Source organism: Microbulbifer echini (genome assembly GCF_041447225.1).
Taxonomy (GTDB): domain Bacteria; phylum Pseudomonadota; class Gammaproteobacteria; order Pseudomonadales; family Cellvibrionaceae; genus Microbulbifer; species Microbulbifer echini.
The window spans coordinates 72,311-85,161 of record NZ_JBGMEL010000014.1 but is presented as its reverse complement, the minus strand read 5'-3'; the positions used below and the strand labels follow the sequence as shown (position 1 = coordinate 85,161).

11 protein-coding genes are annotated in these 12,851 nt (G+C 50.1%); 9 read left to right on the top strand and 2 right to left on the bottom strand.

The features are described from left to right. Positions 1 to 5: 5 nt before the first annotated feature. The 7 genes from gspJ (at position 6) to ACCI51_RS14400 (ending at position 6,750) form a co-directional block, all read left to right on the top strand. Complete coding sequence (gene gspJ, locus ACCI51_RS14430) at positions 6 to 779, top strand: type II secretion system minor pseudopilin GspJ (RefSeq protein ID WP_299585781.1); 774 nt, start codon at positions 6 to 8, stop codon at positions 777 to 779. Further along, a complete protein-coding gene (gspK, locus tag ACCI51_RS14425) occupies positions 779 to 1,792 on the top strand; it encodes a type II secretion system minor pseudopilin GspK (RefSeq protein WP_371844241.1) in 1,014 nt (337 codons plus the stop codon). The genes gspJ and gspK overlap by 1 nt, the downstream gene beginning before the upstream one ends. A gap of 13 nt (positions 1,793 to 1,805) precedes the next feature. Next, a complete protein-coding gene (gspL, locus tag ACCI51_RS14420; RefSeq protein ID WP_299585785.1) occupies positions 1,806 to 3,134 on the top strand; it encodes a type II secretion system protein GspL in 1,329 nt (442 codons plus the stop codon). A gap of 44 nt (positions 3,135 to 3,178) precedes the next feature. Continuing rightward, positions 3,179 to 3,664 (top strand): type II secretion system protein GspM, encoded by a 486-nt coding sequence (gspM, locus tag ACCI51_RS14415; RefSeq protein WP_371844240.1) that lies wholly within the window; start codon positions 3,179 to 3,181, stop codon positions 3,662 to 3,664. Positions 3,665 to 3,909: 245 nt separating this feature from the next. Beyond that, positions 3,910 to 4,182, top strand: a complete 273-nt coding sequence (locus tag ACCI51_RS14410; protein WP_020412888.1) for a hypothetical protein — start codon at positions 3,910 to 3,912, stop codon at positions 4,180 to 4,182. Between the two features lie 108 nt (positions 4,183 to 4,290). Then, a complete protein-coding gene (locus tag ACCI51_RS14405) occupies positions 4,291 to 4,494 on the top strand; it encodes a DUF2788 domain-containing protein (RefSeq protein ID WP_152453643.1) in 204 nt (67 codons plus the stop codon). Positions 4,495 to 4,539: 45 nt separating this feature from the next. Next, complete coding sequence (locus ACCI51_RS14400) at positions 4,540 to 6,750, top strand: response regulator (RefSeq protein WP_299585789.1); 2,211 nt, start codon at positions 4,540 to 4,542, stop codon at positions 6,748 to 6,750. A 72-nt stretch (positions 6,751 to 6,822) separates the two neighbouring features. Here the strand turns inward: ACCI51_RS14400 and ACCI51_RS14395 are convergent, their stop codons facing one another. Further along, positions 6,823 to 9,960, bottom strand: coding sequence for a TonB-dependent receptor (locus tag ACCI51_RS14395; RefSeq protein WP_371844239.1), 3,138 nt, complete (start codon positions 9,958 to 9,960; stop codon positions 6,823 to 6,825). Between the two features lie 235 nt (positions 9,961 to 10,195). Between ACCI51_RS14395 and ACCI51_RS14390 the strand changes: the two genes are divergently transcribed. Then, complete coding sequence (locus ACCI51_RS14390; RefSeq protein WP_299585791.1) at positions 10,196 to 11,041, top strand: S1/P1 nuclease; 846 nt, start codon at positions 10,196 to 10,198, stop codon at positions 11,039 to 11,041. 525 nt (positions 11,042 to 11,566) lie between these two features. Continuing rightward, a complete protein-coding gene (locus ACCI51_RS14385; protein WP_371844238.1) occupies positions 11,567 to 11,815 on the top strand; it encodes a hypothetical protein in 249 nt (82 codons plus the stop codon). 38 nt (positions 11,816 to 11,853) lie between these two features. On the opposite strand, the gene ACCI51_RS14380 is transcribed toward ACCI51_RS14385, so the two are convergent. Continuing rightward, positions 11,854 to 12,795 carry an IS110 family RNA-guided transposase gene (locus ACCI51_RS14380; protein ID WP_299585795.1) on the bottom strand — a complete coding sequence of 314 codons (942 nt, stop codon included), beginning with the start codon at positions 12,793 to 12,795 and terminating at the stop codon, positions 11,854 to 11,856. Between the last annotated feature and the right edge of the window lie 56 nt (positions 12,796 to 12,851).

The following is a 12,851-nucleotide window of genomic DNA, read 5'->3' as shown; positions in this document are numbered from 1 at the left end:
CTTCGATGAAGATCCCCACACACATCCCGCCACTGAAGGCTCAGTCCGGTTTTACCCTGGTCGAAGTGCTCGTCGTACTGGTCCTTGTGGCGATCATTAGTGTCGGCTCTTTTTCCCTTTTGGATGTTTTTCACAATACGGACAATATCGTTGAGCGGCGTGCCGAAGAGCTGCGCCGCTTCTCCATGGCGCTTTACCGCCTGGAGGATGACTTGCGTCAGGTTACAGCGAGGCCGGTAAAGAATGCCTATACAGGCTATGAGCCCGCATTCCGTGGAGATGAGGACGAATTCGAATTTACTCGTCTGGGAGCGGCAAATCTCACCGGGGAGCCTCGAGGGGAGATACAGCGTCTGGGCTATAGCATCGGCTACCCAGAGAGCGATGAACGTAGCTCGTTCAGCGAGGAAGAAGACACCGGCGCATTATTGTTGCGCAGCCGCTGGCAGGTACTGGACCGCGGGCCGGATTCAGAACCTATTGTCGAGCCTTTGCTAGCGGGGGTCGAGAGCCTGACCCTCAGGTATTTTGATTCGGATTCCGATGCCTGGGTGGCTCAGTGGCCGCCGGCCGGTTCTCCGACACCCCCTACAAGTGCCAACAGTCGGTTACCAAAAGCGATTGAGCTTGTCTTGCTCACCCACCAGTACGGGGAAATTCGCCGAGTCTTTTCTTTCTCCTCAGTGGATTACAGTTCTTCCGGGGGGGGATCGCCAAACGGTAATCCTGGGTTAAATCGTAATCCGGGGAGTACTAACACCGGGGGAAATGGTAATTGATGAAGGCAGGTAAATCACCAAAGGCTTTGCACTGCCAACAGGGTGTAGCCTTGATCACCGTTCTGTTAGTTATGGTGATTGCTATTGCGCTGGTTTCCCATGCGATTACCCGCGATCAGATTGCCATCACCCGCAGTGGCGCGCTCTTGGCCAATACTCAGTTAGCCGAATTTGTCGCCGGGGCAGAGGCCTGGAGCCGGGTAGCGCTGCTCAAAGATTTCGAAGAGGATAAAGAAGCTGATGAGCCCGCCGATCACGCACTTGAGGCCTGGGCTTCCCCAGCGCTGCAATTCAATCCCGACAACGGCAAAATACGCATAAATATCAAAGACTTAAACTCTTGTTTTAACGTTAATAATCTGGCTGAGGCCAGCGCCAATGATCAGTTTGATATTTTTCGAAGGCTGGTGAGTAATGTCACCGGAAAATCTGATTTGGCCGGAGCAATTGCCGATTGGATTGATGACAATGACACCCCGCGCACGTCGGCAACGGAGGACGATGGCTACCTCGGCAGGGAGGTTGCGCACCGCACCCCTGACACCCTGATCAGCGATGTATCCGAGCTGTCAGCGGTACAGGAGATGGAACAGGAGGATTGGCAGAAACTCGCCCCTTTTCTCTGCGCCCTGCCTGAGACCGAAAGCAAGATCAATATCAATTTAGCTTCACAGGAGCTGGTTGAGGCGGTAGACCCCTCCGCGAGTGTGGCTAAGTTGCTGCAGTTCCGCGAATCTGGTGGCATCTTGAGTCAGTCGGGGGATTATTCCTCCTACAACATCACCAAAACAGACCCGTTTAGTTTTCACAGCCAGCACTTTTTGGCGCGCATTGCTGTCCAACTGGGGGATAGTGAAGATTACCGTCAGTATTGGGAGACCGCCCTGTGGCTTGATGAGGATGGAGATGGAGCGGTTAAAGTAGTGCAGCGCCAGCGCCGCACTTTTTCTGGTGCAATGATGCAGGAGTTACTCGACTACGACGGTACCGTAGCGGGTGAAGATAGTAGATAGCCAATAAGATTGTATGTTTAAAAAGAAAAGCGTAAATGAAATCGGCATGCCTGCAGCCCCACCGAAGCCCGCTTTGGTCATGCTGCGGCTCTCTGAAAATAGCGATGATCAGCTCACCCTGCACCAGTGGGAGGGGGGTGAGTGGCGGCAGCTGGCACTGGATGATGCATTCCTTTCGGCTTTTGACCCTGAATTTGAAACGGCCACCGAGAGTGAAATTCTCCCAGCGTTGAATTTACCTGAGGGAAGCAAAGCCCTCCTACTGCTGCCCGGCAACTGGGTTTGGAGTGGCGTTGAAGCTATTCCAAAAGCAGCCAGGCGCCAGACAAACGCTATTGGTTATATGGTGGAAGAGCAGCTAGCCGAGGATGTAGAAGATCTACACTTTGTCTGCTCGCCTCGTCATGGTGATATTTGCAGTATTTATGCGATTGCCAAAGACAAGATGGACATCTTGCACAGCCAGTTGGAGCGGCTCAACTGGTCGCTAATAGCGGCGCTGCCTGAATACCAGCTCTTGGACCTGCTCGAGAGTGACCTCTCTCTATGGCTAGAAGGTGAGCAGGCCCATATTTGGCAGAAAAGTGGCCAAGGGTTATCAATTCGTCGTGAATATCTCCAGCCTCTACTCGGCTCTCTGCTCGGTGAGGGCGATGCACCTGAAGAAAACACCAGCGAAGAGCCGGAGGGGAAGAGCTTACTGTTGCTGGGCGCGGGAGAAGGGGATGGCCTTATCGTGGCCGAATTGGAATCCCTCTTCGACGATCGACTACAGAGTAATCAGCGCCCCCCTGAAGACATTTTTTTGGAGCGATATAAGCCGGGTATCCTCGCCAATCTGCTCAGTGGTGATTACCAGCTTTCCACAGGGGAAAGTAACTCTGTATGGTGGGTGAAACCCGCTAAAGTGGCCGCTTTCTGTTTCGCTGCTCAACTTCTCTTTTTTGTTGGGGCGGGAGCCTTTTACCACTGGCAAGCCGAGCAAGCGGAAGAGCAAGCGCGCACCATGTTCACCGAGCTGTTTCCCAATGTTCGCCCTTCAGCCCAGTTGCGCAGGCAGCTCAATGGTTTCTTGAAAGGCGCCGGTAATCAGGGCGGTACCTTTACCACTCACATGCAGCAGTTGAGTGAAGTGTGGACAGAGCAGCGGGGTAAAGAGCTGAAGTTGCAATCTCTGCGTTTTGACGGTCAGCGTGGCGAAATGGTACTGCAGTTGAAGGCACAAAGCCTTTCAGACCTGGATACCTTTGTTAGCAAGCTATCCAGTAGTGGTTTACGCGCTGATCTGCTCGGGGCCAATGAGCTGAAGAAGGGTGTTTCCGGGCGGGTCCGTGTGCGCTAGGCGCACCGGGCAAATGGCAGAGAGAATTTGGTGGTTATTGAGATATGAAAGAACAAATCGCGCAGTGGAAACAGAAATGGCACGCACTGTCATCCAGTGACCAACGCGCCCTCGGTGCCCTTGGCCTATTTGCAGGTGGTCTTTTTATCGTCTACGGCCTATTCAGCCCGGCGAAGGGCTTTTTCGATGAGTCCCGTACCCGTGCGGAAGAATCTAGGGAACTGGTACAGTGGATGGAGTCCCAGCGCCCCGTCCTCTCTCGTATCAAGCCTAATGGGGCTGGTGGCAAAGCCTCGGGAACTCTTCTGCAACGAGTGACTAACGCGGCCAAGCAAAATCGGGTCACCATTAAGCGCTTTGAACCGGAGCGGGAGAATCGTATCCGTCTTTGGGTTGAGGAAGTGCGCTATCAGGACCTGCAGCCATGGCTCAACCAACTGATGAAAGAGCAGTTGGGAGTGCGCACCATTAATCTCGATGCATTATCGGAGCAGGGTATGGTTTCTGCTCGCCTGACTATAGAGGGCTGAGAGTTGAGGGGCTGAGCCTCTCGCTTCCCATTGGGGAGACACGGTGTAGAAACCGGTTCCCCTTTGACGATCACTTGTCAGTTTGTACATATTTTTCCTAAGAACTCTTCTTTATCAAAGACTACGTGCTGCCTAATAGCGGGATGCGCGGCCTCTATACCATCCATGCCACTAGCCCCCAGTTTTCGCCAGAATTGTCGCCGAAAGCCCTATACTGAAGTCAGGAAGTGGAAAAAGGTGCCACTATGCTTTTCAAAGATGTAACCACCAAGCACTTGGTTGAGGTGGCCGATGTCGTCACACTCTCTAATCCCTATGAGCTGACAGTGGTTGGCCGCTATTTATGGGGCGAAGAGATCCAAGATCCAGAGGTCTTTGATAAAACAGACCTGTGTTTTCTGTCTGGAGAGCCACTGCCTAGGTGTTGGCACGATAGCCGCTACCGTGAGAAGGAAGTACGACGTTTGCGATGTGGTACTCACGCCCAGGAAGATGGGGACTATTATCAGGGTGCTTGAACTGCCAGTCATGTGAGTTGGTATGCTGACCGACAGTATTCGGCCAAGTCTTACCAGTAGCCGGCAAGCACTGTACAATGCGCGGCAATTTTCTAAGCGAAGAATTGCATGACTTTTGAGCAGTTTGAAGAGTATTCCCTATGGTTGGGGATCGGCGCACTTATCCTATTTATGGTGTTTATTGTCTGGAACCTGGCCAAGGACTCCAAGGCGGGTAGGTTCGGCACCTTTATCCTGTTTACGGCGCTGGGCCTGGGCTTGCTCGGGTTTATTATAAAAACAGTACTGGTTGAAGTACTTGGGATAGGCTAGGGGCCCTTATGTCACCGGATACCCAATGCTTCAGGGAAGGTCGCCATGACGTTATTTGATCGCCCTGAACTGAAAGTGCAGAAGGATAGGCGCATTTGTCGTGCCACCGATATGCGCATTGCCAAGTACAGTCGGCGGGGGATGATACTCTCCTTCTGTGCCTTCCTAATTGCGGCCACCATCGGCGACATGCGCCTTGAGGCTCCACGCCTGCTGCTCATCCTTGGGGCTGGGCTGGTGGTACTTACGTTGATTCGCGGTTACTACGTTTTTCGCTTTAGTCACCTTTACAGCGCAGGGCCAAATCGCTGGAGAAATCACTACTTTTTTATTTCGATTCTCGGTTCGATCTGGTGGGGCTTGATCCTATTTTACTTCGTTTACCTGATGGGGTTTGCTCCCGAGACCCACTTCCTGTGGATCTACTCTGTCATTTTTTGTTCGAGTGTGACGACGGTATTTTCACCGTACCACCGCTTTCTTGCCTGGTTTACCGCCACCTCTCTGTTACCTGCTGCACTAATGGCCCTTTTCTCCGGCATGATTCTCGGTACCATCTACGGCACTTTGACTCTGGCCTTTATCTGGTTGACCGCTCATCAGGGGCGACGCGAGTCGGAAAATTATTGGGAGCGGCTCTCAGCGATGCAAGAGTTGCAACAGCGTGCCAGTAGTCTTGCCGCCGCGCGCAAGCACTCTGAAGCAGCCGTAGAATTGACCAATGAGTTTATTGTCAATATCGGTCAGGAGTTTCGCAGCCAGTTATCCGATGCATTGGGGGCCCTATCGCTGTTAGAAGCGGAGCCTCTCAGCGAGCGACAGAAAGAGTGGGTTGGGTTGGCCAAAACAGCCAGCAGCCAACAACTTAAGCTTGTCGACAATGTTGGTTTGTTTACCCGTGTTGCGCGTAAGGATATCCGTATGCGCCAGGGGCCGTTCAACCTGGTAAAAACCATCGAGAAGTCCTTTAAGTTCGCCGCGCGCGCTGCTCACAGTCAGTCTCTGGAATTTAATTTCCAGATTGATGACAGCCTGCCGGTGATGGTGACTGGTGATAACCGAAAAACCGCACAACTCATCCGTAACCTGGTGGATTCTGCCACCGGTATCGCCCAGCGCGGCGAACTTTGGGGCGAAGTGAGTTTTACCCCAATCACATCCGTTGAAGGGCAGCTGAACATTACCCTGAGGGACGATGGGCGGGGTGAAATCCTTCCCGATGAAAGCGAATTGTTTGGAGCCTTTTCCAGGATGGACACCAACCAGGTGACCACTGGGCTCGGTCTTTCAATTGCCAAAGGTCTGGCAGAGGCTATGGGCGGCTATTTGCAACTGCATTCCAACCAGGACGGCAATCGCTATCAGGTGGTGGTTAAGTTCAGTATGGAACCCAACCAGCGCACTTATCTCACTCCGGATCGACGGCTGCAAGATAGCGAAGTTTTATTGATACACCAAAAGGGCCTGTTTATTTCTGGTCTTGTACAGGTGCTTCGCTCATTTGGGATGGACGTTAAATCCCTGCGCTGGTGTGAGGGGTGTGAATGTGAGGTGCAGCAGCTTCTCCAGCAGGCCCTGGAGCGTGGTCAGTTAGTGTTACTGGTGCCCGCCATGGGGGATGACACGCTGTTTAATTCTGTCACCCCGTTTTTTGAACAGGCCCACAGTGAAAATAGGGATTGTCCGCTGATTTGCCTCGGTGGTTTTGGCCAGAAGTCTGCTTTCGTACAGCTCCAGCAGCTTGTGCCCTCAGCGCTTTATCTGGGGCGCCCGGCAACTCGCAAAGAGTTGCACGATACCCTGGTGGAGAGAACCGTTGGCGGAACCAAGAGAACCACCCGTCGAGTGGTCACCGGTGGTGCCGATCACCCGCGGCAATATTCCCTGCTGTTGGTTGAGGATTCGCGTCCGCACCAATGGGTAACTGAGGAAATGCTGCAGGCACTTGGCTATCAAGTGGATATTGCCGGTAATGGTGAGGAGGCCATGGTCCGACTGTCGGAGGGACACTACGACCTTGCGCTGGTGGATTGTCAGCAAAATACTGATCACAGTGCTGAAATTATTGAGATGTTGCGTCGATGGGAGACCGAGCACAGACCGGATGATCGATTGCCAATTGTTGCCCTGACTAGCACAACGGAAGAGCAGTTTGAAGGGCGCTGTTTGGCGGCGGGAATGGACGATTTTCTGACCAAGCCCTTGAGTAAGGATTTGTTACGGGAGACTTTAGCCCGTTGGTTGGGTAGTGCTTAAATTCGTTTGAGCAGGCCTATTTATAGGTTTGAAAATAGGAAAGCCGCGGCAATTGCCGCGGCTTTTTTGTACTTAGAATTCGTAGCGTATTCCCATACGGGCGCTCCAAAGGGAAGCCGCTGTAAAGCGGGTTTGACCAGCTGGATCGTTGAATTCGTTAAATACAAATCGGCCCTGCTCATCAATGTTCGCATCTACAGCAGCCTGGAAGCGTGGGAAGGCACCCTCGTACATTACTCCCCAATCGTCGTTTAGCAGGTTGCCAAGGTTCTCGATGACAAAGAAAGCATTGAGTCTGTCGTCGGCGCGCCAGCCTGGTAGCTCCTGGTCAACACGCAGGTCGAATTTGGTCCACCAATTGCTGCTGAGGGAGTTGCGCTCCATAGTGCCGCTATCTAGGTCTTCAGAATCGATCCATGCGAAAAATGCGTCGGTATCGAAGTCTTCCCCAAAGACAACATTGGCATCGTCTAAATCTGTCGGAACATAGAGCAGGCCACGCCCTCGTCCCCCATCACCAAAGATATAATTGGAGAAGGTGTAGGAATAGGGAACGCCTTCATTTGCACTACCGAAGAGCGTAAAGCGAGTTTCATACCCAGCTAGAAACTCGCGGGCATAGTCCAACTTCAGTGTAAAACGGTGTGGCACCACGTAGTTGGAAGTCGCCGTACCTGGGTCTTGAGCGTCTACCGTGGCGATAGTGGTGTAGTTAGAATAGGCCACTGAACTGGTCATGGGGTTCACGTCTTTAGCATCGGTATAGGCGTATCCCACCGCTACATCCAGACCGAAGTCGAAAGACTTACTGAGCCCCAATGAGATAACACTGGAGTAACCGGAATCACCCTTAACATTGGTGAGCATGTAGTCCCCCCTGCGGCCATTAGCGTTGGCGTAAACCGGGCGGCCATCGGCTGCGGCACTAGCCTGCTCTAAAGATAGGTCTTGAATTATGGCTGCATCTTTATAGTCGCTGTAGAGATAGTCTACAGTGACTAGATAACCAGATTCAAACTCATAGCTCCCCCCAAGTGCATATTTCCAAACGGATGGAACCTCAAAGTCTGGGTCCATCATGTTTACGCCACCTAAAGAGCCGTCTCCACTAGCAACTTGATTGTAGAGGGACTGTGGTACGTCGAAAATTGGAGTGCCGTTACCAGTCCAATCCATATCAAACAAAGGAGTGCCGCTGGTATCAGTGGCTTCAATTTGTATAGCGCCGTTATTGGAGTAATTGTTGGAAATCCACACATTCGGATTGCCACCTGAGTAGAGGCCAACCCCACCGTGCAGCTCAAGGTTATCATCGACATTCCAGTTCAAGCCCAGTCGGGGTTGCAGTAGGCCGAGACCGTCTATGGTGTGCTGATTGGAGAAGTTATAAGCTGCTGTAAAATCTGTATTGGCTACAGGCTCGTCATCGCTGCTGTAACGATCGTAGCGTAGGCCGGCGACGACGGTGAGGTCGACGTCGGCAAAAGTGTACTCATCCTGCACGTAGAGAGTGTCGATATCGTATGCAAATTCAGCGGCGGCATCCAAGATATTGTTGGTACCAATAGCATTCTCATAAATAATTAAGTCGGCAACGCCTTGCTCAAAATTTTCAATACTACTAAAGCGATATTCACCAGCGGCTTCCTGAATAAACAGATTGTAAATATCGAAATTTTCGTGCTCGTAGCCGGCAGTTAGGTTGTGCTCACCCAAAAGCAGTTTGCCCGCGAGTTTAAAGGTCAGGTTATCGTAGCTCAACTTGTTGGCGTGACGGGAGTCATCTGCACCGAGATAAACAGTAGCACCTGTGTCACTGCCATCGTTGTCGTGATCGTAGGAAGTGCTGATTTGCACTTCACCAAAATCAGTCCCTTCCAGCGAAATCTGATGGTTATCCAGCTCGGAATAACCAATCTTTATTTCAGTAGAGAAGATGTCACTCCAGTCTGAAAATAACTGCACGACGTAGGAGTTCAGCTCTGCCCCGCGCTCATAGTAATGATTGGACAGTTCCAGCTCATCGGGATCGCCATCGGCCTCGGCAATAGAAAAACCATCGTTGTAGTTGTAAGTAAATGCGGCGCGATGGTTTTCAGAAATATTCCAGTCGAACTTGACTAGCAGTTTCTCATCTTCTTCCGGAAGGCTGTTGGGTAAGCTGCCCGGATTGTAACCGTAGACCTCGTTGGAAATTCGTACAATTTCGTCCAATTGAGCCTGGGATACGCCCTGGACTTCAGTAGCGGCATTGCTACCAACTGGGCCCCGGTCAAAAGTAGCGATACCATCGAGTTTCTCATAGGCTGCAAAAAAGAAAAGCTTATCCTCGATAATGGCGCCGCCAAGGGTTGCGTTGTAACGCTTTTCATCAAACTTGGCTACGTTGATGTCCTCTCCTTCTAGCGAGTCCCCGCGAAAAGCATCATCGGTATAATCATAGAAAAAAGAACCGTGCCACTCATTGCTGCCGGACTTGGTCACTGCATTGATATTACAGGCGCTGAAGCCACCATACTGTACGTCAAATGGTGCCAGCTCGACGGCTACCTGATCGATAGCGTCATAGGAGAATGGCATACGTTCAGTTGGATAGCCGTTACTATTCAAACCAAAGTTGTCATTCATACGCACGCCGTCAACAGTCAGGCTATTGAAGCGAGGGTTGGCTCCCGCACATTGGATGGAATCGTAATTGGCTTCATCGATATAAATTCGCGGGTCCAAGCGCAACAAATCCTTGATATCGCGGTTGATGGCGGGGGCGCTCGCAAGGTCATCGCTATTGAAATGTGATGCCGGGCCCATTGCTTGGCGGGAGGTATTGATAGCTCGACCGAGAACATTGACCTCTTCAATATTGGCGGTATCCAGAGATACTATTAGAGGCAGGCTATCACCCAAAGAGAGGTAGATATCTTCAAAGGTACGATCCCCTTGATCGGATTCTATGATGACGGTGTAGGGCCCGCCGGCACGTAAGCCGCTCAGGTTGAATTGACCGGACTCTCCAACTTCTGTTACCCGCCGACTGTTGGAGGGCGTATGTACCACCGTAATTTGCGCTGCATGGATAACTTCGCCAGAACTACCGGTAATGGCACCGCGAATGGCGGCGGCCGTTTCCTGAGCGAGGGAAACCGGGGTCGCACTAATCGATGAGAGAATAGCAGCAGATAACCACACGCGTGGAAATAGAGATGGTTTCATAGCTTGGTCCTGGTCTTAAAAAAGCCAACAACGTAACTTTGAGAGTACTGGTGGTATTAGTTTCCGAGACACTTTCCCAAATCTCGGTCAGAGTGCTTTTTAGCAGATGAAATTGAAGAGTTGATGAACGATTTGTTACATTTTTTGAGCGATACACCCAAGGAGTTTATGAAAGGTGATTTGTCACAAATTCTCACTAGAGTTAGTGGTTAAATTTCTATAACAGGTGGCTGAAATGAATAAGTCGCAAGCAATCATTCGGTTGATTTTTGTTCTGATAGGATGCTTCAGTGTACTTAAGGCCTATGCCTGGGGCGATGATGGTCATCGAGTAATCGGTGAAATCGCCTGGCACTACTTAAGTCCTGACGTAGCAAAAGAAGTGGGACTTCTTCTTGAAGAGGTGGGGGAACCTCACTTGGCCGAGTCGGCAACCTGGGCAGATCGCATTCGCTCAAATGCGCAATATGACTGGGCTGCGCCCATGCACTATATCAACCTTTCTCGCGGGTGGCGTAGCTATGAGGCCGCGCGAGATTGCCCACCAGCGGGATGTATCCTCAATGCCATCCAACAGTTTGCCGCAGTTCTCGCGGATCGCAGCCGCCCGGAAAGCGCGCGGGCAGAGGCTTTAATGTTTGTTGCACATTTTGTTGGCGACCTGCATCAGCCACTTCATACTGGCCTTTATTCAGACCGGGGAGGTAATGATGTACAGGTTCAGTTTTTTGGTGAAGAAACAAATCTACATGCCCTTTGGGATATCCAGCTCGTCTCTCGTGTAGTGGCTGATTGGCAGGACTATGCCCAGCGGCAAACGGAAATAATCCGCCCAGGAGAACGTCAACTATGGCAGTCCACTACAGTGGAAGAGTGGGCGCGGGAGTCCCACCAGATTGCTCACAACCTGGCTTATACCAATGAAATTCAACTGGGGGAAAAGTATTTCCTTCGCAGTCAGGACTCTGTGGAAATACGCTTACAACAAGGTGGCGTCCGCCTCGCAGCCGTCTTGAATAAAGCTTTGCGAAAAAGAGGGCTTAATCTAGCGGATAATGAATGTAAGCCAGGAAGTTGCTAATGACCTCTCCAGTGCCCCTGGTAATCATATTAGTCCTTGGAGGCCTTACTTGTTATATCCGAGCTATTTATGGGAGCTCAACCCGTACCACAGGCATCAGCAAAGCCCTTGAATTGGTGCGGTAGTCATTGTTTTCGGATTTTATGTCGAAAGATGGCCATAAAATGCTCAGGATATTTGGTAGTCTGTGGTGAATGTCGTCCATGCAATTGTCCCTGAACTGTTTTAATATACAGTTTTTATTGTTTTGTACTGCTTTCAATATCAGAATTCAAAAAAGGCTTCTTCTATTTCTAGTGAAAATGAGCTAATCCACTGACTTTTAAGGGATTGCCAATATTATCAAAAGCAGAAAAATCATGTAGATATAGAGCAGCTGCTGTATATCTATTTATAGAATATCATGCCATTGACTCTAACCGTTGATATTGGACGATTTTTGAGGTCGGCTTGGCTAGGTGGGACAGAAATATATAGAAGAATGATGTAAAGACGCCTCTTTTGAATTAACTGTTATGAGTATTAGTGAAAGTTATGGATTGGCCCAGTGACGTAGACTGCTATCAGGCAATGGTGAAGTTCGCCTCCTATTACATGCAAGCTGAACAGCAGGAAAAATGGTTAAGCATCATCGCTGACGGCCTTGAAACTGGAGCCTTCCCTCCAGGTAAAGGTTTTTTATATGAGATTGATAAGGCGATTAAGTCTTCTCCAAAATCAAGCATGCCAAATCGAGAGGATTTATATCAACTCATTTGTACAGTATGCATTTAAAAATTCATAACAAGTGACTATGGTTGTTCGTCAAGTTGTTAAGCCATACTTTCATCCCAGTAGGTGTTATTTTTTACCATCGTATTCAGGATCGTAATCTGCTTTCTCATGCAGGCAATCAGAGCGATTTTTTTAGGTTTGCCAGCGTCGACTAATCGCTTATACATTGGCTTTAGTTTGGGATGATGTTGTATGGCCGACATGATGGAAACAAATAGAACCGTACGTACACGATGCCTTCCGCCTCGAATATATCTCTTTCCCTGGAAGCTGCCGCTATCACGGTTCATTGGGGCGACACCTACAAGTGCAGCGATTTCTTTACGGTTCAATTTTCCGAGCTCAGGAAGTTCACTCATCAGCGTATAAGCCAATACATTTCCGACTCCTTTAGCGCTCAACAATAGGTCGCGCCTTTGCCGCCACTCAGACACACTGTTAACAAGTTTATCCAGTTTTTTGTCGATACTTTGTAACTCTTTTTTAATGGTGCTTAAAATGGTCTGGATAGGTTTGTGTACTGATTTAGGCATCCGCTGAAGCCGATTTTTTTGCATTGTGCTCATCTCTAAGTACTGGCTTCTTACAGTAAGTAAGTCACTGATCTCCCTAAGTTTTTCTGTTTTTAGCGTCGACAGCCTTGGTTTCATGGCCTCACCAAAATGTGCAATATCCATTGCATCTAGCTTGTCAGTTTTGGCGAGGCGACCTGCGGATTTAGCGAAGCTTCTTATCTGCGAAGGATTGCAAACAACAATAGGTAATCCTGCTTTGTCGGCGGCGCAAACAAACTGTAACTCGAGTCTTCCCGTAGACTCTATTAATACTCTTTGAGGTTTAAGAGGTTGTAGTTGTTTAATGGCATCCTTAATGCCATTTTTATCATTGGCAACACTAAAAAACTGGCCAGTAGGTCTCACATAAATATCGAGTTGTTTACTGCTGGTATCGATACCGACATTGATCTCTTGAGGTTCCATAAGATAAGCTATCTCCGCCTTGCTATTCGGGCTCGAGGCCCACATGACTATTCGAG